Genomic DNA, 21,670 nt, shown 5'->3' with positions numbered 1-21,670 from the left:
CTTGATAAAGAGTCGAGGCAGTGACGAAATGTCGCAGTGCGGTCAACGGATTGATTTTATGTGCAAACAGTTGGCAAGTAAATTTTCTACATGAAATTTATTTACGAAATTAATCGCCTGCCGTCCTTCATGAGGGCTGTAAGGCATGCCAGCCGGGCGTCAGCAAGGTTTTGGCTAATTATGTTTCTCGATGACGAAAAGGAACGAAAGGCAATTTGAATGATAATTAATATCATTTAAATGGACCTGCATAGTTCGCCAAAGGATACTCGGAGCATAGTTATGAAGGACACCGCTTATAAAGTGCGGTTTTTGTAGCATCTGTTCGTGAGCTGCACATTGTCCGAAATCAATACAGGCACTATCTGATACAAAACACAGACCGCCCTTACGGACGGTCTGTGTTTTCAACGCGTTGCGCGGTGTCTCAGTGAAATTGCTCTTCTTCCGTCGAGCCGGTCAGTGCGGTTACCGACGATACGCCGCCCTGAATCACGGTGGTCATGTCATCGAAATACCCCGTGCCCACTTCCTGCTGGTGGGCCACGAAGGTATAGCCCTTGGCAGCATCGGCGAATTCCTGTTCCTGTAGCTTCACGTAGGCAGTCATGTCGTTGCGGGCGTAGTCGTGCGCCAGGTTGAACATGCTGTGCCACATGTTGTGAATGCCTGCCAGGGTGATGAACTGGTGCTTGTAGCCCATTGCCGAAAGCTCGCGCTGAAACTTGGCGATGGTTGCGTCGTCGAGGTTTTTCTTCCAGTTGAAGGACGGCGAGCAGTTGTAGGAAAGCAACTGGTCCGGGTACTCCTTCTTGATTGCTTCGGCGAAGCGGCGTGCCTCGTCCAGATCCGGCTTGGCGGTTTCACACCAGATCAAGTCGGCATAAGGCGCGTAGGCGAGGCCGCGTGAGATTGCCTGATCCAGACCTGCACGTACTTTGTAGAACCCCTCATGAGTCCGTTCGCCGGTCACGAACGGCTTGTCATAGGGGTCGCAATCGGAAGTCAGCAGGTCGGCAGCGTTGGCGTCGGTACGGGCCAGAATGATCGTCGGCACACCGGCCACGTCGGCGGCCAGGCGCGCAGCAACCAGTTTTTGAACCGCTTCCTGAGTCGGGACCAGCACTTTGCCGCCCATGTGGCCGCATTTCTTCACCGATGCCAACTGATCTTCAAAATGCACCCCGGCGGCCCCCGCCTCGATCATGCTTTTCATCAGTTCGTACGCATTGAGCACGCCGCCGAATCCGGCCTCTGCGTCGGCCACGATGGGCGCGAAATAGTCGATATAACCTTCGTCACCCGGAGCCTTGCCGGCTTTCCACTGGATCTGATCGGCACGGCGGAACGAATTGTTGATGCGCTTGACCACGGTTGGCACCGAGTCGACTGGGTACAGCGACTGATCCGGGTACATCGATTCGGCAGAGTTGTTATCGGCAGCAACCTGCCAGCCGGAAAGGTAGATGGCCTGAATACCGGCCTTGACCTGCTGCACGGCCTGACCGCCGGTCAGAGCGCCCATGCAGTTGACGAAGTCCTTGTCTGGCCGGAAAGACGGCCTGGCGCCTTGGGTCACCAAATTCCACAGTTTGTCAGCGCCCAGCCGTGCAAAGGTGTGTTCGGGTTGAACCGAGCCACGCAAGCGGACCACATCGGCTGCGGAGTAAGTACGGGTCACGTTTTTCCAGCGCGGATTTTCGGCCCAGTCTTTTTCGAGAGCGGCTATTTGTTGTTCGCGTGTCAGTGCCATTTTGTAAACCCCGAGAAGTAGGTCTTGATTAGAAGTCCTGCTCCGCCAAAACGCCTCGTTTATCGAAGGCACTGTAGATGGCTGCTCGCTGCTTGGAGAGCGACAGTCAAAGGCTTTTTGCGCAGCCTCCGATCAGCGGGAGCGAGGCAATCATGCCTCGGGGTATCGGGGTCGTCAAACAATTTGTAGTGCTTTTTCAGTCTCACTACATGATTGCGTAATCAGACTGGTGAGTCACTAAAAGGCCCGTAGGTGCTGGGTTTCGCGCCAGCGCAGGCTACTCGAGGGTTTCGACCTTTACGCGCAAAATCATGTCGTCGCGACCCTGGGTTGAATAGCGTTGTGCAAGGCCACGCTGATCGGCAACCGATTGATCGCTATTGCTCGCCAGCGTGATCCATTCTCCGAGCCGGCCGCTGACCTGGCTATCGGTACTTTGCACTTTTATGGCGTCAGCGCGCTCCTGACTCATGCGGTCATGGTTGGTGCTGATGCTCAGGTGAACGGTATCGCCGGTCACACTGGCAGTGACGTAAAAGCCCTGGGTTACATTGCGATATTCAGTATTGCTTTGGGAGTAGCCATAGGAGTCCGTGGACGAGGAGGTCAGCGGAACGCTCTGGCCGATCTGGATAAGTGCTGGCGTACCTTCGCTGGTCTGCACTTGCTGCACGCCGCCCTCACGGCTGGTGGTGCCGTATTCTATGACGCGTGAGCCACTGCTGTTGCGCGCCGCGTTTTCGCTGGTGTCGACGCTGATTAGCAGGCGTTTAGGCGCGGTATCGAGTTGCGCGATAAGGCTGCGAAGCTCTTCTATCTTGCGCGACTCTGCATTGACAATCAGTTGATTGCCATAAGCGCTGACGGAGCCTTCGGTACCTAGAAAGGATTTAGCTACGGGTAGCAGATCGGCACTGGTGCGGTAATTGAGCGGAACGACTTCGGTCGCTGAAAGGGCCTGAGTGCTGAATGCGATCAGCACTGAGGTGATTACCACGTTAAGCAGGTTACGGACTGGCATGATCATTCTCCGCGATAAGCGCGTAAAGCATGAGTTTGCCAGTGTATCGGCTATAGTCGGGCAAGCTGAATGGGCCGCCACAAAAACGCCCTGGCATTTTTCGTCTCGACCTGAAAAGTGTCTAGCGAAAAAGGGCAGGGCGATCATCATGTAGTGCTTTGAAACGCGCCTACATAATCAGGCTTCAGGTGTCTCGCGGCGCATCTCGACGTGCGGTAAACCGGCTTCGAGAAACTCGTCACTGACCACGGCAAACCCGAAGCGCTGGTAAAACTCGACGGCCTGCACTTGAGCGCTGAGCTTCAGCGGCTCCAGTCCACGTTGTTCGGCCTCGTGGATCACCGCACCGAGTAACGCTTCACCGACTTTCATGCCGCGCCAGTCCTTGAGAACCGACAGCCGACCGATTTCACCGTCGGGCAGCAGGCGAGCGGTGCCTACTGCGTATTCCCCTTCATAGGCGAGAAAATGCACGGCAGTCGCATCTTCAGCGTCCCACTCCAGCTCCGGTGGCACCGATTGCTCGGCGATGAATACCGAATCGCGTATGCGCCGGATGTCGGCGTTGTTTTTCTGCCATTGTGCGACAGCTACGGTGACTTTATTCATCGGCAAATCCCAGACTTCCTTGTTTTACGAGTTCGCAAAGCAGATTGCGTCCATCGTCATCGGCCAACCATTGGCCGAGGTTTTCACTGTGCAATGCGTCGGCAGCACAGATCAGTTTAAGCAATTCGCGCAGACTGCCCGGCAACAGGCGGCTCTGACCACTGGCAAACAGTAGCAGATCGTCGTCGACTTCAGACCAGGCCAGTCTTGCACTCGGGTTGCGAATCAGCACCGCGCCCTGCTCGAGACTGTCGAGCAAGTCGTCTTCCTCCAGTTCCGGGCCGGTCACCAGTTCAGGGTAGCGCGGTTCGGTCATGAACTGGCCGAACCAGGTCAGCAGCAGGCGCTCGTCACTCATGTGTTCGGTCAGCAGCGCTTTGAGTCGGTCCAGCGCATCGTGCTGGATCTGATGCGGATCGCTGACCGGTTGCGCGTCAGCGTCGGTGTAGCGCTCTTCATCCGGGATGAACTGGCTGAGGAAATCGGTGAAATGAGTCAGGACCTCGGCAGCGCTTGGCGCGCGGAAACCGACCGAGTAGGTCAGGCAGTCGTCGACGGCAACGCCGCAGTGAGCCAGACGTGGCGGCAGGTAAAGCATGTCGCCCGGTTCCAGCGTCCACTCTTCGGTTTTTTCGAATTCGGCAAGGATGCGCAGGTCGGCATGCTGCAGCAGCGGGCTTTCTGCATCGCACATTTGGCCGATCTGCCAGTGACGCTTGCCGTGGCCCTGAAGCAGGAACACGTCATAGTTATCGAAATGCGGGCCGACGCTGCCACCTGGGGCGGCGTAGCTGATCATTACATCGTCAATGCGCCAGCTTGGCAGGAAGCGGAAGTTTTCCAGCAGTTCACTGACTTCCGGAACGAACTGGTCCACGGCCTGCACCAGCAGGGTCCAGTCGCGCTCGGGCAGCTTGCTGAATTCATCCTCCGCAAAGGGACCGCGACGCAGCTCCCAGGGACGCTCGCCGTGTTCGAGGACCAGGCGGGACTCGACTTCTTCCTCTAGAGCAAGGCCAGCCAGCTCGTCCGCATCGATCGGGCTTTGAAAGTCCGGCAGAGCCTGGCGAATCAGCAGCGGTTTTTTCTGCCAGTAGTCACGCAGAAAAACGCGTGCACTGATGCCGCCCAGAAGTTGCAGAGGAATATCAGGATTCATGTGTAAGCCCTTGAAATGAAAACGCCCGGCACAGCCGGGCGTGTGCAATTTTTTTGCGTGTCAGATGCGCTTGGCCTGAGCCGCTGCGTTACCGATGTAGTTGGCTGGCGTGAGCTTCTTCAGCTCGGCCTTTGCTTCGGCAGGCATGTCCAGACCGTCGATGAAAGTCTGCAGCGCTTCCGGGCCGATGCCCTTGCCGCGTGTCAGTTCTTTCAGTTTTTCGTACGGGTTTTCGATGTTGTAACGGCGCATGACGGTCTGAATCGGCTCTGCCAGAACTTCCCAGCACGCGTCCAGGTCGGCAGCGATGCGTTGCTCGTTCAGTTCCAGCTTGCTGATGCCTTTGAGGCTGGCTTCGTAAGCAATAACGCTATGGGCAAAGCCGACGCCCAGGTTGCGCAGTACGGTGGAGTCGGTCAGGTCACGCTGCCAGCGAGAGACAGGCAATTTGCTCGCCAGATGCTGGAACAGCGCGTTGGCGATGCCCAGATTGCCTTCGGAGTTTTCGAAGTCGATCGGGTTGACCTTGTGTGGCATGGTCGACGAGCCGATTTCGCCAGCAATAGTGCGCTGCTTGAAGTAGCCCAGGGATATATAGCCCCAGATATCGCGGTCGAAGTCGATCAGGATAGTGTTGAAACGCGCAATCGCATCAAACAGCTCGGCGATGTAGTCATGCGGTTCGATTTGCGTGGTGTACGGGTTGAAGCCCAGCCCCAGCTCGTCTTCGATGAACGCGCGTGCGTTGGCTTCCCAGTCGATATCGGCATAGGCGGAGAGGTGGGCATTGTAGTTGCCGACCGCACCGTTGATCTTGCCCAGCAAGGGCACTGCGGCGATCTGGTCGATCTGGCGTTCCAGACGGTAAACCACGTTGGCCAATTCCTTGCCCAGCGTGGTCGGGGACGCTGGCTGACCGTGGGTACGCGAGAGCATCGGCACGTCGGCGAAGCGGATCGCCAGTTCACGGATAGCATCGGCAATCTGGCGCATCAGCGGCAGCATTACAGTGTCACGGCCTTCACGCAGCATCAGTGCGTGAGACAGGTTGTTGATGTCTTCGCTGGTGCAGGCAAAGTGGATGAACTCGCTGACCTTGTCCAGCTCAGGCAGTTTTGCAGCCTGTTCCTTGAGCAGGTATTCCACAGCCTTGACGTCGTGGTTGGTGGTGCGCTCGATTTCCTTGACGCGCTCGGCGTGCTCCACCGAAAAGTCTTCAGCCAATGTGTTGAGAATGGCATTGGCTTGCGCGGAGAAAGCCGGGACTTCGGTAATTTGCGGGTGAGCCGCGAGGCGCTGGAGCCAGCGAACTTCAACCATCACACGGAAACGGATCAGGCCGTATTCGCTGAAAATAGGGCGCAAGGCCTGGGTTTTGCCGGCGTAGCGGCCATCAACAGGGGAAACCGCAGTGAGCGAAGAAAGCTGCATGGGATGCTCTCGGACAGTCGGGCAACGAAAAGGGCGCATATCATACATGAAAAGTCACTCGGACCGGAGCCCGCCGACCAGCGTAGACAGCGCCGTGCCTGTGGTGGTGAAGGTCATTGGTGCGTGGCGGATCAGCCGTGCAGCAATGGGTAGAGTTCTTTCAATAGCTTGCGACGGCTGAACACAAGTTGCCAGCGATGACCGCCAACTTGTCGCCACAGGCGCGCGGAGCGAATGCCTGCCAGCAGGATGGCGCGAATCTTTGATGCGTTGTTCGGTTGCTGCAGGTTGCGCATGTCACCCTGGACCTGAATGCGTTGGCGCAAGGTGCTCAGGGTATCTTCGTAAAGGGCACCGGTCGCAGCGATCACGTTTTCGTGAGCGATGCCGAAGTGTTCGACCTGCGATTGAATCACCGGGATGCGCCTGCCGATGATTTCGAGCAGGTCGTCGCGCTTGGCCAGCTGTCGCTCCAGGCCGAGCATCGACAGGGCGTAACGCAGCGGTTCGCGCTGCAGTGTCGCAGGGTCGCGTTCAAGAGCGCTGGCCATGGCGCGATAGCCTTCGTGCAGGTTGAGGTCATCGCCGCCGTAGACGTCCAGCGTATCCTTCGGGTCAACCACCAGCAGGCTGCCGAGCATGCAGCTCAGCGCCGCTTCGCTGACCTGTCCGGTCTTGGCGATCCGGTCGACCAGTACCGCGGCCTGAAATACGCCACCCAGAGCGATCAGTTGTTCCTGAATCGGGGTCATCAACGCTTGTCCTTGCTGGTCCAGGGTTCGGCGATTTCGATCACACCGCCGCCCAGACATATTTCGCCATCGTAGAACACCACGGACTGTCCGGGTGTGACAGCCCGTTGTGGATCATCGAATGTGGCTCGGTAGCCGTCGGCGGTCTTTTCCAGTGTGCATGGCTGGTCGCTCTGGCGGTAACGGACTTTCGCCGTGAGTTTGCGCGGGCTGCTCAGATCAATCGGGTTGACCCAGTAGATTTCCGAAGACACCAGTGCGCGGGAAAACAGCCACGGGTGGTCGTTGCCTTGGCCGACAATCAGTTCGTTGTTGTCCAGATCCTTGACCAGCACGTACCACGGATCATCGCTGGCGTCCTTGAGACCGCCGATCCCAAGGCCCTGGCGCTGGCCGATGGTGTGATACATCAGGCCGCTGTGGCGACCGATGACTTCGCCTTCGGTGGTCTTGATCTCTCCAGGCTGGGCGGGCAGGTACTGACGCAGGAAGTCGGTGAAACGGCGCTCGCCAATGAAGCAGATTCCGGTGGAGTCCTTCTTTTTGGCCGTCGCCAAGCCGTGTTTTTCAGCAATGGCACGTACTTCCGGTTTTTCCAGCTCACCCACTGGAAACAGCGTCCGGGCGATCTGTTCGCCACCGACGGCATGCAGGAAGTAGCTCTGATCCTTGTTCGGGTCCAGGCCCTTGAGCAGTTCGGTGCGGCCATCGATATCGCGACGGCGCACGTAGTGACCAGTGGCGATGAGGTCGGCACCCAGCATCAGCGCATAGTCGAGAAACGCCTTGAACTTGATTTCCCGGTTGCAGAGGATGTCCGGGTTGGGGGTGCGCCCGGCCTTGTACTCTTCAAGGAAATGTTCGAAGACATTGTCCCAGTACTCGGCGGCGAAGTTGGCCGTGTGCAGCTTGATGCCGATCTTGTCACACACGGCCTGGGCATCTGCCAGGTCTTCGCGGGCGGTGCAATATTCCGTTCCGTCGTCTTCTTCCCAGTTCTTCATGAACAAGCCTTCCACCTGATAACCCTGCTCCATGAGCAGTACGGCGGAAACGGAAGAGTCCACGCCGCCGGACATGCCGACTATGACGCGCTTCATTTCTGAGTTCGAGGGGGCTGGATCACGCATGGGGATTCAACGGCTGACCTGTAAAAGGACGCGATTCTATCAGGCTGAGGGCGTCGAGTCTCACGCCTTGTCGCGCAGCAGGTCGAGACTGAAATGTTCGGCATTGAGGTAATCGTCCAGGCAGCGCAGTACCAGCTCGCTGCGCCAGCGTTCCTGTTGGGCCAGCAGTTCGTCGCGAGTCAGCCAGACGGCGCCAACGATGCCTTCGTCCAGCTGATATTCAGGGTTATGGCGTATGGCCTTGGCGGCGAAACATATCCGCTGGTAGGTCACGCCGTTGCTCGGCGCGGTGTACAGGTAAATGCCCACCACGCTGGTCAGTTCGACATCCCAGCCGGTTTCTTCAAGAGTCTCCCGCACTGCCGCACGTTGCAGGCTCTCGTTCGGGTCGAGGTGCCCGGCGGGTTGGTTGAGTACGGCGCGTCCGCCTTTCATTTCTTCGACGAACAGGAAGCGTCCCTGATCTTCGACGATGGTGGCGACGGTAACGTGGGCTTGCCAGGTCATGGATTGATCCTCTGCTGCCAGATAAGAATGTTCAGTACGTGGGCTGCCGGTCTGTCTTTGGCCTTAATGCAAAAGCCCCGACACGCGGGCCGGGGCTTTTGGCTGGGCGACGCAGTAATGCGTCGCACCGGTCTCATGCCGCTTACGCTTTCAACGCATCGATAGCTGCGTTGAGCGTGGTGCTTGGGCGCATGGCCTTGCTGGTGACTTCCGGGTTAGGGAAGTAGTAGCCGCCAATTTCCACCGGCTTGCCCTGAACAGCGTTCAGCTCGGCAACGATTTTTTCTTCGTTGTCAGTCAGGGTTTTGGCCAAAGGCGTGAACTGTGCCTTGAGGTCTGCATCGTCGTTTTGAGCAGCCAGTGCCTGAGCCCAGAACAGGGTCAGGTAGAAATGGCTGCCGCGGTTGTCGATGCCGCCGACCTTGCGCGAAGGCGACTTGTTGCGGTCCAGGAACTCGCCAGTGGCCTGGTCGAGGGTCTTGGACAGAACCAGCGCTTTCGGGTTGTTGTAGGCATTGCCCAAGTGTTCCAGGGACGCCGCCAGAGCCAGAAACTCGCCCAGCGAATCCCAGCGCAGGAAGTTTTCTTCAACAAACTGCTGCACATGCTTGGGAGCCGAACCGCCAGCGCCGGTTTCGAACAGACCGCCGCCGTTCATCAGCGGAACGATCGACAGCATTTTCGCACTTGTGCCCAGTTCCATAATCGGGAACAGGTCGGTCAGGTAATCGCGAAGCACGTTGCCCGTTACCGAGATCGTGTCTTTGCCGGCGCGAGTGCGTTCCAGGGTCAGCTTCATCGCGTCGACAGGTGACAGGATCTGGATATCCAGGCCCGACGTGTCGTGGTCGCCCAGGTACTTGCGGACTTTCTCGATCATCACGCTGTCATGGGCGCGAGACGAATCCAGCCAGAAGATAGCCGGTGTGTTGCTGGCGCGAGCGCGGTTGACGGCCAGTTTTACCCAATCCTGGATCGGCGCGTCCTTGGCCTGACACATGCGCCAGATATCGCCCGCTTCGACGTTCTGTTCCATCAGCAGGTTGCCCTGGCTGTCGGTTACACGAACCACGCCGTTCGTCTGGATGTGGAAAGTCTTGTCGTGGGAGCCATATTCTTCGGCTTTTTGAGCCATCAGGCCAACGTTCGGTACGCTGCCCATAGTGGTCGGGTCGAATGCGCCATTTTTCTTGCAGTCTTCGATGACCGCTTGATAGATGGTGGCGTAGCAGCGATCCGGGATCACTGCCTTGGCATCGTGCAGTTGACCATCTGTGCCCCACATCTTGCCGGAGTCACGGATCATCGCTGGCATCGATGCGTCGACAATTACGTCGCTCGGCACGTGCAGGTTGGTGATGCCCTTGTCGGAGTTGACCATCGCCAGTTGTGGGCGAGTGGCGTAGACCGCTTCGATGTCAGCCTTGATTTCGGCCTGTTTTTCAGCAGGCAGGCTGGTGATGCGCTCGTACAGGTCACCGATGCCGTTGTTCAGGCTGAAGCCGATCTGCTTCAGCGTGTCAGCGTGCTTGGTCAATGCATCCTTGTAGAACTCATCAACGATCTGGCCGAACATGATCGGGTCGGAGATCTTCATCATGGTGGCTTTCAGATGCACCGAGAACAGAACGCCTTGCTTGCGGGCGTCTTCAATCTCGGCGGCAATGAAGCTGCGCAGAGCTTTGGCGCTCATTACCGAGCAGTCAACGACTTCGCCAGCCTTGACGGCGGTTTTTTCCTTCAGAACGGTGGTAGTGCCGTCCTGAGCGATCAGTTCGATTTTAACGGTGTTGTCGGCTGCGATCTGGGCTGCTTTTTCGCTGCCGTAGAAGTCGCCGTTGCTCATGTGCGCAACGTGGGCCTTGGAGTCGGCAGACCAGGCGCCCATCTTGTGTGGGTGCTTGCGAGCGTAGTTCTTGACCGACAACGGTGCGCGACGATCGGAGTTGCCTTCGCGCAGCACCGGGTTCACGGCGCTGCCCTTGGTCTTGTCGTAACGTGCGCGGGTTTCTTTTTCCGCGTCAGTGGCAGGGTTTTCAGGGTAGTCGGGAATCTTGTAGCCCTGATCCTGAAGCTCCTTGATGGTCGCCTTCAATTGAGGGACCGAGGCGCTGATGTTAGGCAGCTTGATGATGTTGGCTTCTGGCGTAGTGGCCAGTTTGCCCAGCTCGGCGAGATGATCCGGCACTTGTTGATCGGCGCCAAGCGACTCCGGGAAGCTTGAAAGAACACGGCCCGCCAGGGAGATGTCGCGCGTTTCCACGTCGATATCGGAGGAGGCTGTGAAAGCTTCGATAATAGGCAGCAGCGAATAGGTGGCGAGGGCCGGAGCTTCGTCGGTGAAGGTGTAGATGATCTTCGAGCGGTTGGACATTCGTATTAACTCTCTGTTTTGCTGAGCATGCACAAAATCTCGATACGCGCAGGGTATGCACTCTTGCCCACGGTTCGGCCATGGGCCCAGGTCGAGGTTCATTCGCGGTGATGTTGGGTGCATCAGTCGAGCGTCAAGCTGTCAGGCCAGGTAGCGACCCGACGCATAGGAAGGTTGAGGGTCTGATTTCAGACGGGTCAGCCTTTATGACTCTTCGGTCACGGCGCGAGTATATCAAACCATTGGCGCGAGGCATTAATGCTATGCGTGCTATCGAATAATGAACATCCGCCGTTGGTCGAACGACCGGGATGTCTACGAGGTGTCAATCAGGCGTCAAGAGGCGGGATCTGGCGGAGGAGTGGGGCGCTGGTGGCTCTGTCATGGATTGACGTTTGCAGCTCGCCCGGCATTGCAGTAGGGGCATCCGCGGTGCAATAACCGCTAATTCGATACCCTGTGGAGTCGCATCGGTTCAAGTTACCAAAGCTGCGGTTTCTCAAGGTCCGGCACAGGCTCATTGCGTGTTTCTGATTATTCAGTTAGCTGGCTCGAAAGGCCATTGGTCAGCTGTCAGGCTGTTTCCATGGAGCATTTCAAGCGTGTGCATGTTCAGGTTCATGCTCAGACGCAGCATGGGTTTCCTTCACAGGCTCACCTGGTTTAGCCAGCAATGACGCGATATTCACGGCATGCAGCCCTTTTGGCCCCTGAATGATTTCAAAACTGACCGGCTGGCCGGCTTTGAGGGTCTTGTAACCTTCCATCTGGATGGTCGAAAAATGGGCGAACAAGTCGTCATCCGGCTTGCCGTCTTCGATTATGAATCCATAACCTTTTGCATTGTTGAACCACTTGACTTTTCCGCTAAGCATCGCCATATCCCTCTGCAAAGGACTCCGTCAGGAGTATCATCCACTTCAATCCGCCTCCCCAAAAATTTTGGTTGACTGCGCGGACCCTTTTTACCCAATGTGGGCTCTATTGTTTGTAACACCGTTTAGCTGATAGTCAAGGTCATGTGGCGGTCTGTTTGAAAAGCGTCCAGACTGCGACTGACAGCTCAATCCGCCCTCAAACGAACATTTCTTTCCATGCATGCATTTAGCAAGATTCGACTAACATTCAATCAGGACAGTCCGCAGTCGCACGAGGACGACGCGGCAGGCATCGCGGTGCAGGACGCCAAGCCGACCCTGCAGGCGCCACCGATGTACAAGGTGGTTTTATTCAACGATGACTACACCCCGATGGATTTCGTCGTAGAAGTGCTCGAGGTGTTTTTTAACCTGAATCGTGAGCTGGCCACCAAAGTCATGCTGGCCGTCCATACAGAGGGACGGGCAGTCTGCGGATTGTTTACCCGCGACATCGCCGAGACCAAGGCAATGCAGGTCAATCAATACGCCAGGGAGAGCCAGCATCCGCTACTCTGTGAGATCGAGAAGGACGGTTAAACGCCGACCACTTGGGTATGAGGTGAAGCTATGTTAAACCGTGAGCTCGAAGTCACCCTCAATCTTGCCTTCAAGGAGGCACGTTCGAAGCGTCATGAGTTCATGACGGTCGAGCACCTCCTGCTGGCTCTATTGGATAATGAGGCTGCAGCCACTGTTCTGCGTGCCTGCGGCGCAAACCTCGATAAACTCAAGCATGATCTGCAGGAGTTCATCGACTCCACCACTCCGCTGATCCCCGTCCACGACGAGGATCGCGAGACACAACCGACTCTCGGGTTTCAGCGCGTGCTGCAACGGGCAGTTTTCCACGTGCAGAGCTCCGGCAAGCGCGAAGTAACCGGCGCCAACGTGCTGGTTGCAATTTTCAGTGAGCAGGAAAGCCAGGCCGTGTTTCTGCTCAAGCAGCAGAGCGTGGCCCGGATTGATGTCGTCAACTATATCGCCCACGGTATCTCCAAGGTTCCGGGGCATGGCGAACACTCTTCTGAAGGTGAACAGGATATGCAGGACGACGAGGGCGGTGAAGCATCTTCCTCAGGCAATCCTCTGGATGCCTATGCCAGCAATCTGAACGAATTGGCGCGCCAGGGGCGCATCGATCCGCTGGTCGGTCGCGAAAGCGAAGTCGAGCGCGTAGCTCAGATTCTGGCTCGTCGTCGCAAGAACAACCCGTTGCTGGTTGGTGAGGCTGGGGTTGGTAAAACGGCTATTGCCGAAGGCCTGGCCAAGCGTATCGTGGACAATCAGGTCCCTGATTTGCTCGCCAGCAGCGTTGTCTACTCGCTTGATCTGGGTGCCCTGTTGGCCGGGACCAAATACCGCGGCGATTTCGAGAAGCGTTTCAAAGCGTTGCTCAATGAGCTGCGCAAGCGTCCTCAGGCGATTCTGTTCATTGACGAGATCCACACCATCATTGGTGCTGGTGCGGCATCAGGCGGGGTGATGGATGCCTCCAACCTGCTAAAACCGTTGCTGTCGTCTGGCGAGATCCGTTGCATCGGCTCTACGACCTTTCAGGAGTTTCGCGGGATTTTCGAAAAAGACCGCGCCTTGGCGCGTCGCTTCCAGAAAGTCGATGTGTCCGAGCCTTCGGTCGAAGACACTATCGGCATCCTTCGTGGCCTGAAAAGCCGTTTCGAGCAGCATCACAGCATCGAATACAGTGACGAAGCGCTACGTGCCGCCGCTGAGCTTGCGTCGCGCTACATCAATGATCGCCATATGCCCGACAAGGCTATCGATGTCATTGATGAAGCCGGTGCATACCAGCGTCTGCAGCCTGTCGAGCAGCGCGTCAAGCGTATCGATGTGCCTCAGGTCGAAGACATCGTCGCCAAGATCGCGCGTATTCCGCCAAAACATGTCAACAGTTCGGACAAGGAGCTGCTGCGTAACCTGGAGCGCGATCTGAAGCTCACCGTGTTTGGTCAGGATGCAGCCATCGACTCGTTGTCCACGGCGATCAAGCTTTCGCGTGCAGGCCTCAAGTCGCCTGACAAGCCGGTCGGTTCGTTCCTGTTCGCAGGCCCTACCGGTGTCGGCAAGACCGAAGCCGCTCGCCAGTTGGCCAAGGCGTTGGGTGTCGAGCTGATTCGTTTCGACATGTCCGAGTACATGGAACGGCACACCGTTTCCCGTCTGATCGGCGCGCCTCCGGGCTACGTCGGTTTCGATCAGGGCGGTCTGTTGACTGAAGCCATCACTCGTCAACCGCATTGCGTGCTGCTGCTCGATGAAATCGAAAAGGCTCACCCGGAAGTCTTCAACCTGCTTTTGCAGGTGATGGACCACGGTACGCTGACCGACAACAACGGGCGCAAGGCAGATTTCCGCAACGTGATCGTGATCATGACCACCAATGCCGGGGCCGAGTCCGCCGCGCGTGCTTCGATCGGTTTCACCCATCAGGACCACTCGTCTGACGCGATGGAAGTGATCAAGAAGAGCTTCACGCCGGAGTTCCGCAACCGTCTGGACACCATCATTCAGTTTGGCCGTCTCAGCCACGAAGTCATCAAGAGCGTGGTCGACAAGTTCCTTACCGAGCTTCAGGCCCAGCTGGAAGACAAGCGCGTACTGCTCGAAGTGTCCGAGGCGGCGAGAAGCTGGCTGGCGCAGGGTGGTTACGATGCGGCGATGGGTGCCAGACCGATGGCTCGCCTGATTCAGGACAAGATCAAGCGGCCGCTGGCCGAAGAGATCCTGTTCGGCGAATTGTCAGAACACGGCGGTGTGGTTCACATCGATATCAAGGATGGCGAGATTACCTTCGACTTCGAAACCACAGCAGAAATGGCCTGACGCCGAAGCCTCGCTCCGCATCGTGAATGGATGCGGGGCAGGCCGAGGTACCTGGTTGTACGAAACAGGCAAACAAAAACGCCCGGCTTATGCCGGGCGTTTTCGTCAATGCCTGTTTAACGAGCGCGGTAGGTGATGCGCCCTTTGCTCAGGTCATAGGGCGTCAGTTCTACACGCACTTTGTCACCGGTCAGAATACGGATGTAATTCTTGCGCATCTTGCCGGAGATATGCGCGGTTACGACGTGCCCGTTTTCCAACTCCACGCGGAACATGGTGTTGGGCAGGGTGTCGACGACAGTGCCTTCCATTTCGAAGCTGTCTTCTTTCGACATGCAGTAAAGCCCTCGGTATACAAATGAGTGGCCCGGTGCAAGTGGCGCCAGGCAAAAGCGGCGTGCATTGTGCCCGAAAAAACCAGTTTAAGCCAAGGGGTTCAATACAGAGTGACCCATCTTTGATTGGTAAGTAGCTCAATGGGCCGATATTGGGTCTTGTAATTCATCTTTTTGCAGTTTTTGATCCAGTAACCCAGGTACACCGCCTGCAGTTGAAGTCTGGCGGCTTCGGCGATCTGCCATAAAATCGCGTAACGGCCCAGACTGCGGCGCTCTTCATCAGGTTCGTAGAACGTGTAGACCGCAGAAAGGCCGTTGGGCAAAAGGTCGGTGACCGCGACCGCCAGCAGGCGTTGATCGACGCGGAATTCGTAAAAACGCGAAAAGGGCAGGTCGCGAACCAGAAATGTCGAAAACTGTTCGCGGCTGGGTGGAAACATGTCGCCGTCAGCGTGCCGTTGTTCTATGTAGCGCTGATAAAGATCGAAATATTCCTCGGTGAAGGCCGGTCTGGCGCTTTGCACCTGAATATCGGCATTACGTTTCAATATGCGTTTTTGCTGCCTGTCGGGTGCGAAAAGGTTCACAGGAATGCGCGCGGGCACGCAAGCGCTGCAGTTCTGGCAGTGGGGGCGGTAAAGGTGATCGCCGCTACGGCGAAAGCCCATGTCCGACAGGTCGGCGTAGACCTGCACATCCATTGGCTGGCTGGGGTCCAGAAACAGGGTAGTCGCCTGCTCTTCAGGCAGGTAACTGCAGGTGTGCGGTTGAGTGGCATAAAACTTCAGCCTCGCCAGCTCTGTCATGGTCGTCGCCTAATGGTAAATCCCTACCCATGAGTGTATGCCAGCCTGTCAAACTCGCCTAGATGACCAGTCAGCACCGGTCGGTTGATCAAGGTGGCGAGACAGATAGTCGGCAAAAGTCTGCCGGGGAATCGAGCGTGCGCCGAAGCTGTGAAGGTGTTGGGTCGGCATCTGGCAATCGATCAATACAAAACCCCAGTCAGTCAGGTGCTGCACCAGTGTGGCGAATCCGACTTTGGAAGCGTTGTCTGCACGACTGAACATTGACTCTCCGAAGAACAACTGGCCCATTGCCAGGCCATACAGCCCGCCGACCAGCTCATCCTGATCCCAGACTTCGACGCTGTGCGCATGACCGCGTCGGTGCAGCTCGAGATAGGCATCCTGCATCGAGCCGGTAATCCAGGTTTCATTGGCATAACTGCGGGGCGCGGCGCAGGCCTTGATCACGCTCGCGAAATCTTGATCGAAGGTCACTCGATAGCGAGACTGGCGCAACATTTTGCCGAGGCTGCGCGAAACATGCAGCTCTTCGGGAAACAGCACGGTACGCGGATCGGGAGACCACCAGAGAATCGGCTGGCCGTCCTGAAACCATGGAAAGCAGCCGTGCCGGTAGGCATTGATCAGACGATCGGCCGACAGGTCTCCACCGGCGGCGAGCAAGCCGTTAGGCTCGCGGAGGGCTTTTTCCAGTGGCGGGAAATCCAGGCTATTGCGGTTCAACCAGGTCAGCATGGCATCACAACTTTGCGGAAGGGGAGGGCGCACCGGCCAGTAAGTGCAACTCTGTGCGGCAGGCGTGGTCACAAGCGGTTGTCATTATGGCGCGTACCTGGCACATACGGTAGGGCAAGGGCGCGGCGATGATGGTGCAGCCCTTGAAGTTGTGGGCGGTTGATAGAAACACGTCATAAGCCTTTGTCACAAAACGGAATGCATGCTCAAATTGAACATCATCAGCGAACATGAAAGCATGTCCCGCATTGCGGAACTGTCTGAAGTCGGTCTGACGTGTTTTCGTACAGACCCAAGCGCCTGTAAAGCCGTACAATGCCTGCTTTGGGCGTTATCATTCAAACGTCTGTCGAACGGGCTTCCCGGTGTCTGCTATCCCTGTTCATGCGGGAGCATTCAGCGCCGTCCGACAGCCGTTTCTGGTCAATCAACGAGATGTTCGCGCTACAGCGCAGGAATTAAAGCGTTTTGAAGAAATCCACCCCAGCACCCAGCGCTGTTCCGCTTTGGCGGCAGCAATTGCACTACCGGCTCAAGGAAGGGGCCCTGATCGCCTTTGGCGCCCTGTGCCTGTACCTGATAATGGCATTGTTGACCTACGATCAGAGTGATCCCGGCTGGAGCCACACCAGCAGTAACGCCGCGCAGGTGCAGAACGCTGCGGGGCGTGCCGGTGCCTTCTGTGCCGACATCCTGTTCATGATCCTGGGCTATTTCGCCTATATCTTCCCGCTGCTGCTGGCAATCAAGGCCTGGCAGGTGTTTCGTCATCGTCACGAACCCTGGCAGTGGAGCGGCTGGCTCTTCTCCTGGCGTCTGATCGGGCTGGTATTCCTGATACTGGCGGGCGCGGCGCTGGCGCACATTCATTTCCACTTCTCGGCCGGCTTCCCAGGCTCGGCGGGCGGTGTGTTGGGCGAAGTGCTCGGCGATCTGGCCAAGAAAGCCCTGAACATCCAGGGCAGCACCTTGCTGTTCATCGCCCTGTTTCTATTCGGTCTGACAGTGTTTACCGACCTGTCGTGGTTCAAGGTCATGGACGTCACCGGCAAGATCACACTTGACCTGTTCGAATTGTTCCAGGGGGCGGCGAACCGCTGGTGGACCGCCCGTGCCGAGCGCAAGCAGATGGTTGCGCAGTTGCGTGAGGTCGACATGCGCGTCAACGATGTGGTCGCGCCCGTTGCACCTGACCGTCGCGAGCAGGCCAAGGCCAAAGAGCGCCTGATGGAGCGCGAAGTATCGCTGAGCAAACACATGACCGAGCGCGAAAAACACGTGCCTGCGGTTATTGCGCCAGCCCCTTCAAAGCCTGCAGAACCGAGCAAGCGGGTCATGAAGGAAAAACAGGCCCCGCTGTTCGTTGACAGCGCAGTCGAAGGCACCTTGCCGCCCATCTCCATCCTTGATCCGGCAGAAAAGAAGCAGCTCAACTACTCGCCAGAGTCCTTGGCGGCGGTCGGTCATCTGCTGGAAATCAAGCTCAAGGAATTTGGTGTCGAGGTCTCGGTTGACTCCATCCATCCCGGTCCGGTCATTACCCGTTACGAGATTCAGCCTGCCGCTGGCGTCAAGGTCAGTCGCATTGCCAACCTCGCCAAGGACCTTGCCCGCTCACTGGCGGTTACCAGCGTGCGTGTGGTTGAGGTGATACCGGGCAAGACCACTGTCGGTATCGAGATCCCCAACGAAGACCGCCAGATCGTGCGCTTCTCCGAGGTGCTGTCGACCCCTGAATACGATAATGCCAAGTCGCCTGTCACCCTGGCGCTGGGCCACGACATCGGCGGCAAGCCGGTGATTACCGACCTGGCCAAGATGCCCCACTTGCTGGTGGCCGGTACGACCGGTTCTGGTAAGTCGGTTGGTGTGAACGCCATGATTCTGTCGATCCTGTTCAAGTCCGGCCCGGAAGACGCCAAGCTGATCATGATCGATCCGAAGATGCTTGAGCTGTCCATCTACGAGGGCATTCCGCACCTGTTGTGTCCGGTCGTTACCGACATGAAGGACGCTGCCAACGCCTTGCGCTGGAGCGTTGCCGAGATGGAACGCCGTTACAAGCTGATGGCGAAAATGGGTGTGCGTAACCTTTCGGGCTTCAACCAGAAGGTCAAGGATGCGCAGGACGCCGGGGAGCCACTTGCCGATCCGCTGTACAAGCGGGAAAGCATTCATGACGAAGCGCCGTTGCTGAGCAAGCTGCCAACCATCGTGGTGGTGGTGGACGAATTCGCCGACATGATGATGATCGTCGGCAAAAAGGTCGAAGAGCTGATCGCCCGTATCGCCCAGAAGGCTCGTGCGGCAGGTATCCACCTGATCCTCGCGACACAGCGTCCTTCGGTGGATGTGATTACCGGTCTGATCAAGGCCAACATCCCGACGCGCATGGCGTTTCAGGTGTCGAGCAAGATCGATTCCCGGACCATCATCGATCAGGGCGGTGCCGAACAACTGTTGGGCCACGGCGACATGCTGTACATGCCGCCGGGCACCAGCCTGCCGATTCGCGTACACGGCGCGTTTGTTTCCGACGAGGAAGTGCATCGCGTGGTAGAGGCCTGGAAACTGCGTGGTTCGCCTGACTACAACGACGATATTCTCGCCGGTGTGGAAGAGCCCGGCAGCGGCTTTGATGGCGGTGGCGGCGAAGGCAGTGAAGACAGCGAAAGCGACGCGCTTTACGATGAGGCGGTCAAGTTTGTACTCGAAAGCCGTCGTGCATCGATTTCCGCCGTGCAGCGCAAGCTGAAGATCGGCTACAACCGCGCAGCGCGCATGATCGAAGCAATGGAAATGGCTGGCGTCGTGACCTCCATGAATACCAACGGCTCGCGTGAAGTTCTGGCTCCAGGACCGGTGCGCGACTGATTTTTATCACCCCGAACTGCGGCGGCAGCGTGCCAGGCACGCTGCCGCATCATCATCGACTTCAAAGAGGAATCCCATGCGTCTTATCCGCATGCTGTTGGCCACCGCACTGACCTTCTCCGTGATGTCCGCCCATGCCGACAGCAAGGACGTGGCTCGCCTGACCCAGTTGCTGGAGAAATCCCAGACCTTGACCGCACGCTTCTCGCAATTGACGCTGGACGGTGGCGGCACGCAATTGCAAGAGACTACGGGCGAAATGACGTTGCAGCGTCCAGGCCTGTTCAACTGGCACACCGATGCGCCACAGGAGCAGTTGATGGTTTCCGACGGCAAGAAAGTGTCGTTGTGGGACCCTGATCTGGAGCAGGTCACCATCAAGAAACTCGATCAGCGCTTGACCCAGACCCCAGCGTTGCTGCTGTCCGGTGACGTGTCGAAGATCAGCGAAAGCTTCGATATCACGGCGAAAGAGGCAGGTGGCGTGATCGACTTCGTGCTCAAGCCCAAGACCAAGGACACCCTGTTCGACAGCCTGCGTTTGTCGTTTCGTAACGGCATCATCAACGACATGCAACTGATCGACAGCGTGGGCCAGCGCACCAATATCCTGTTCACCGGCGTCAAGGCCAACGAGCCTGTTGCGGCCAGCAAGTTTCAGTTCCAGATTCCCAAGGGTGCTGATGTCATTCAAGAGTAAAAGGGTTAATTCCTGATCATGGATCTGTTCAGCCGCGAACCGATAGCTCAGCCCCTGGCTGCACGTTTGCGTGCTACCAATCTGGATGAATACGTCGGTCAGGAACACGTGCTTGCCCACGGCAAGCCTCTGCGTGAGGCGCTGGAGCAGGGCGCGCTGCATTCGATGATTTTCTGGGGGCCGCCCGGTGTGGGCAAGACCACCCTGGCGAGGCTGCTGGCCAAGGTTTCGGACGCGCATTTCGAGACTGTTTCCGCCGTTCTGGCGGGGGTCAAGGAAATCCGTCAGGCAGTGGAAGTCGCCAGGCAGCAGGCCGGGCAATATGGCAAACGCACGATTCTGTTCGTCGACGAAGTGCACCGCTTCAACAAGTCGCAACAGGATGCGTTCCTGCCTTATGTCGAAGATGGCACGCTGATTTTTATCGGCGCCACTACCGAAAATCCTTCGTTCGAACTCAATAATGCCTTGTTGTCCCGGGCCCGTGTCTATGTGCTCAAAAGCCTGGACGAGGCAGCGCTGCGCAAACTGGTCAATCGTGCCCTGACCGAAGAGCGCGGGCTGGGCAAGCGCCAACTGACCCTGAGCGATGAAGGTTTCACGATTCTCATGGCCGCCGCTGATGGCGATGGTCGGCGCATGCTCAATCTGCTCGAAAACGCCTCCGATCTTGCCGAAGACGGCAGCGAGATCGATGTCGAGCTGCTGCAGAGCCTGCTCGGTGACAGCCGACGCCGCTTCGACAAGGGCGGTGAGGCGTTCTATGACCAGATATCGGCCTTGCACAAGTCAATACGTGGGTCCGACCCCGACGCAGCCCTGTACTGGTTTGCCCGGATGATCGACGGCGGCTGCGATCCGCTGTATCTGGCGCGTCGCGTGGTGCGCATGGCCAGTGAAGATATCGGCAATGCAGATCCGCGCGCCTTGCCGCTGTGCATGTCGGCCTGGGACGTTCAGGAGCGTCTGGGCAGCCCCGAGGGCGAACTGGCGGTGGCACAGGCCATCGTCTATCTGGCCTGTGCGCCAAAAAGCAACGCGGTCTACATGGCCTTCAAGGCAGCAATGCGCGAAGCTGGCGAGCATGGCTCGCTGGAGGTGCCGCTGCACTTGCGCAATGCGCCGACCAAGCTGATGAAGCAGCTCGGTTATGGCGAAGAATACCGTTATGCCCATGACGAGCCTGAAGCCTATGCGGCTGGCGAAGACTACTTTCCGGACGAGCTGGAGCCACGGCAGTATTACCAGCCTGTACCTCGCGGTCTGGAACTCAAGATCGGTGAAAAGCTCAGGCATCTGAGCGCATTGGACGATGCCAGTCCCCGCCAACGGAGAAAGTGATGATTCAGACCATTCTTGCGGTGTCGATTGCCGGGATCGCTGGTACATTATTGCGCTTTGCGACTGGTACCTGGGTAAGCGCCAACTGGCCACGTTATTTTTACGCGGCGACGCTTGCGGTCAACATCGTAGGGTGCCTGATAATCGGCGTACTGTATGGCTTGTTTCTGCTGCGCCCGGAAGTGCCCATCGAAATTCGTGCCGGCTTGATTGTCGGCTTTGTAGGCGGTCTGACGACCTTTTCATCCTTTTCACTGGATACGCTGCGCCTGCTGGAAAGCGGGCAAGTACCGCTGGCCCTTGGTTATGCCGGTATCAGCGTATTCGGCGGGCTGCTCGCAACCTGGGTTGGCCTGTCCCTGACCAGACTTTGATA

The 21,670-nt window shown here is 57.5% G+C and carries 20 protein-coding genes; 6 read left to right on the top strand and 14 right to left on the bottom strand.

Annotated elements, in window-relative coordinates; genetic code table 11:
* Positions 1-427 precede the first annotated feature (427 nt).
* From aceA to cspD, 10 genes are all read right to left on the bottom strand, one after another.
* Positions 428-1,753 carry an isocitrate lyase gene (aceA, locus tag RYC17_RS17055; RefSeq protein WP_005731868.1) on the bottom strand — a complete coding sequence of 442 codons (1,326 nt, stop codon included), beginning with the start codon at positions 1,751-1,753 and terminating at the stop codon, positions 428-430.
* A gap of 277 nt (positions 1,754-2,030) precedes the next feature.
* Complete coding sequence (locus RYC17_RS17050; protein ID WP_122258948.1) at positions 2,031-2,774, bottom strand: secretin N-terminal domain-containing protein; 744 nt, start codon at positions 2,772-2,774, stop codon at positions 2,031-2,033.
* Between the two features lie 177 nt (positions 2,775-2,951).
* Complete coding sequence (locus RYC17_RS17045) at positions 2,952-3,383, bottom strand: GNAT family N-acetyltransferase (RefSeq protein WP_122258949.1); 432 nt, start codon at positions 3,381-3,383, stop codon at positions 2,952-2,954.
* Complete coding sequence (locus RYC17_RS17040) at positions 3,376-4,542, bottom strand: cupin domain-containing protein (protein ID WP_002554007.1); 1,167 nt, start codon at positions 4,540-4,542, stop codon at positions 3,376-3,378. The genes RYC17_RS17045 and RYC17_RS17040 overlap by 8 nt, the downstream gene beginning before the upstream one ends.
* Positions 4,543-4,602: 60 nt before the next feature.
* Positions 4,603-5,973 carry an adenylosuccinate lyase gene (gene purB / locus RYC17_RS17035; RefSeq protein ID WP_316903834.1) on the bottom strand — a complete coding sequence of 457 codons (1,371 nt, stop codon included), beginning with the start codon at positions 5,971-5,973 and terminating at the stop codon, positions 4,603-4,605.
* Positions 5,974-6,104: 131 nt separating this feature from the next.
* Positions 6,105-6,725 carry a high frequency lysogenization protein HflD gene (gene hflD, locus RYC17_RS17030; RefSeq protein ID WP_002554006.1) on the bottom strand — a complete coding sequence of 207 codons (621 nt, stop codon included), beginning with the start codon at positions 6,723-6,725 and terminating at the stop codon, positions 6,105-6,107.
* Complete coding sequence (gene mnmA, locus RYC17_RS17025; RefSeq protein ID WP_017701972.1) at positions 6,725-7,855, bottom strand: tRNA 2-thiouridine(34) synthase MnmA; 1,131 nt, start codon at positions 7,853-7,855, stop codon at positions 6,725-6,727. The genes hflD and mnmA overlap by 1 nt, the downstream gene beginning before the upstream one ends.
* A 60-nt stretch (positions 7,856-7,915) precedes the next feature.
* Positions 7,916-8,362 (bottom strand): NUDIX hydrolase, encoded by a 447-nt coding sequence (locus tag RYC17_RS17020; RefSeq protein ID WP_002554004.1) that lies wholly within the window; start codon positions 8,360-8,362, stop codon positions 7,916-7,918.
* 142 nt (positions 8,363-8,504) lie between these two features.
* Positions 8,505-10,736 carry an NADP-dependent isocitrate dehydrogenase gene (locus RYC17_RS17015; protein ID WP_122258951.1) on the bottom strand — a complete coding sequence of 744 codons (2,232 nt, stop codon included), beginning with the start codon at positions 10,734-10,736 and terminating at the stop codon, positions 8,505-8,507.
* A gap of 596 nt (positions 10,737-11,332) precedes the next feature.
* On the bottom strand, positions 11,333-11,611 hold the full coding sequence (gene cspD / locus RYC17_RS17010; protein WP_080394759.1) for a cold shock domain-containing protein CspD: 279 nt from the start codon (positions 11,609-11,611) through the stop codon (positions 11,333-11,335).
* 219 nt (positions 11,612-11,830) lie between these two features.
* On the opposite strand from cspD, the gene clpS reads away from it, so the two are divergent.
* Together clpS and clpA are read left to right on the top strand one after the other, a co-directional pair.
* The gene (gene clpS, locus RYC17_RS17005) at positions 11,831-12,193 is read left to right on the top strand and encodes an ATP-dependent Clp protease adapter ClpS (protein ID WP_002554001.1); all 363 of its coding nucleotides are present in this window, start codon (positions 11,831-11,833) and stop codon (positions 12,191-12,193) included.
* Between the two features lie 30 nt (positions 12,194-12,223).
* On the top strand, positions 12,224-14,497 hold the full coding sequence (gene clpA, locus RYC17_RS17000) for an ATP-dependent Clp protease ATP-binding subunit ClpA (protein ID WP_004665689.1): 2,274 nt from the start codon (positions 12,224-12,226) through the stop codon (positions 14,495-14,497).
* A 116-nt stretch (positions 14,498-14,613) separates the two neighbouring features.
* Here the strand turns inward: clpA and infA are convergent, their stop codons facing one another.
* From infA to RYC17_RS16980, 4 genes are all read right to left on the bottom strand, one after another.
* Positions 14,614-14,832 carry a translation initiation factor IF-1 gene (infA, locus tag RYC17_RS16995; RefSeq protein WP_002553999.1) on the bottom strand — a complete coding sequence of 73 codons (219 nt, stop codon included), beginning with the start codon at positions 14,830-14,832 and terminating at the stop codon, positions 14,614-14,616.
* Positions 14,833-14,933: 101 nt separating this feature from the next.
* A complete protein-coding gene (locus RYC17_RS16990; protein WP_058400396.1) occupies positions 14,934-15,641 on the bottom strand; it encodes an arginyltransferase in 708 nt (235 codons plus the stop codon).
* A 48-nt stretch (positions 15,642-15,689) separates the two neighbouring features.
* Complete coding sequence (aat, locus tag RYC17_RS16985) at positions 15,690-16,379, bottom strand: leucyl/phenylalanyl-tRNA--protein transferase (protein WP_058400397.1); 690 nt, start codon at positions 16,377-16,379, stop codon at positions 15,690-15,692.
* A 4-nt stretch (positions 16,380-16,383) separates the two neighbouring features.
* Positions 16,384-16,611 carry a hypothetical protein gene (locus RYC17_RS16980; protein WP_058400398.1) on the bottom strand — a complete coding sequence of 76 codons (228 nt, stop codon included), beginning with the start codon at positions 16,609-16,611 and terminating at the stop codon, positions 16,384-16,386.
* Between the two features lie 236 nt (positions 16,612-16,847).
* Between RYC17_RS16980 and ftsK the strand changes: the two genes are divergently transcribed.
* The 4 genes from ftsK to crcB all read left to right on the top strand — a co-directional run bounded on the left by ftsK (position 16,848) and on the right by crcB (position 21,668).
* A complete protein-coding gene (ftsK, locus tag RYC17_RS16975) occupies positions 16,848-19,253 on the top strand; it encodes a DNA translocase FtsK (protein WP_002553996.1) in 2,406 nt (801 codons plus the stop codon).
* Between the two features lie 76 nt (positions 19,254-19,329).
* Positions 19,330-19,953, top strand: coding sequence for an outer membrane lipoprotein chaperone LolA (gene lolA, locus RYC17_RS16970; RefSeq protein ID WP_002553995.1), 624 nt, complete (start codon positions 19,330-19,332; stop codon positions 19,951-19,953).
* 18 nt (positions 19,954-19,971) lie between these two features.
* Positions 19,972-21,294 carry a replication-associated recombination protein A gene (locus RYC17_RS16965; protein WP_058400399.1) on the top strand — a complete coding sequence of 441 codons (1,323 nt, stop codon included), beginning with the start codon at positions 19,972-19,974 and terminating at the stop codon, positions 21,292-21,294.
* Complete coding sequence (crcB, locus tag RYC17_RS16960; RefSeq protein WP_003405077.1) at positions 21,294-21,668, top strand: fluoride efflux transporter CrcB; 375 nt, start codon at positions 21,294-21,296, stop codon at positions 21,666-21,668. Before RYC17_RS16965 ends, crcB begins: the two co-directional genes overlap by 1 nt.
* Positions 21,669-21,670 lie beyond the last annotated feature (2 nt).

It is taken from the genome of Pseudomonas syringae group sp. J248-6 (genome assembly GCF_032586995.1).
Classification (GTDB): Bacteria; Pseudomonadota; Gammaproteobacteria; order Pseudomonadales; family Pseudomonadaceae; genus Aquipseudomonas; species Aquipseudomonas amygdali.
The sequence above is the reverse complement of the archived record's forward strand: the minus strand, read 5'-3'. Positions and strand labels throughout refer to the sequence as shown.

Excerpts from the sequence above, each read along its gene's own strand:
- RYC17_RS16990 (WP_058400396.1), bottom strand. The coding sequence starts at position 15,641 with ATGACAGAGCTGGCGAGGCTGAAGTTTTATGCCACTCAACCGCACACC.
- purB (WP_316903834.1), bottom strand. The coding sequence starts at position 5,973 with ATGCAGCTTTCTTCGCTCACTGCGGTTTCCCCTGTTGATGGCCGCTAC.
- aat (WP_058400397.1), bottom strand. The coding sequence starts at position 16,379 with ATGCTGACCTGGTTGAACCGCAATAGCCTGGATTTCCCGCCACTGGAA.
- clpS (WP_002554001.1), top strand. The coding sequence starts at position 11,831 with ATGCATGCATTTAGCAAGATTCGACTAACATTCAATCAGGACAGTCCG.
- lolA (WP_002553995.1), top strand. The coding sequence starts at position 19,330 with ATGCGTCTTATCCGCATGCTGTTGGCCACCGCACTGACCTTCTCCGTG.
- RYC17_RS17020 (WP_002554004.1), bottom strand. The coding sequence starts at position 8,362 with ATGACCTGGCAAGCCCACGTTACCGTCGCCACCATCGTCGAAGATCAG.
- aceA (WP_005731868.1), bottom strand. The coding sequence starts at position 1,753 with ATGGCACTGACACGCGAACAACAAATAGCCGCTCTCGAAAAAGACTGG.
- RYC17_RS17050 (WP_122258948.1), bottom strand. The coding sequence starts at position 2,774 with ATGCCAGTCCGTAACCTGCTTAACGTGGTAATCACCTCAGTGCTGATC.
- hflD (WP_002554006.1), bottom strand. The coding sequence starts at position 6,725 with ATGACCCCGATTCAGGAACAACTGATCGCTCTGGGTGGCGTATTTCAG.
- cspD (WP_080394759.1), bottom strand. The coding sequence starts at position 11,611 with ATGCTTAGCGGAAAAGTCAAGTGGTTCAACAATGCAAAAGGTTATGGA.
- RYC17_RS17040 (WP_002554007.1), bottom strand. The coding sequence starts at position 4,542 with ATGAATCCTGATATTCCTCTGCAACTTCTGGGCGGCATCAGTGCACGC.
- mnmA (WP_017701972.1), bottom strand. The coding sequence starts at position 7,855 with ATGCGTGATCCAGCCCCCTCGAACTCAGAAATGAAGCGCGTCATAGTC.
- clpA (WP_004665689.1), top strand. The coding sequence starts at position 12,224 with ATGTTAAACCGTGAGCTCGAAGTCACCCTCAATCTTGCCTTCAAGGAG.
- RYC17_RS17015 (WP_122258951.1), bottom strand. The coding sequence starts at position 10,736 with ATGTCCAACCGCTCGAAGATCATCTACACCTTCACCGACGAAGCTCCG.
- RYC17_RS17045 (WP_122258949.1), bottom strand. The coding sequence starts at position 3,383 with ATGAATAAAGTCACCGTAGCTGTCGCACAATGGCAGAAAAACAACGCC.
- RYC17_RS16965 (WP_058400399.1), top strand. The coding sequence starts at position 19,972 with ATGGATCTGTTCAGCCGCGAACCGATAGCTCAGCCCCTGGCTGCACGT.
- RYC17_RS16980 (WP_058400398.1), bottom strand. The coding sequence starts at position 16,611 with ATGTTCGCTGATGATGTTCAATTTGAGCATGCATTCCGTTTTGTGACA.
- infA (WP_002553999.1), bottom strand. The coding sequence starts at position 14,832 with ATGTCGAAAGAAGACAGCTTCGAAATGGAAGGCACTGTCGTCGACACC.
- crcB (WP_003405077.1), top strand. The coding sequence starts at position 21,294 with ATGATTCAGACCATTCTTGCGGTGTCGATTGCCGGGATCGCTGGTACA.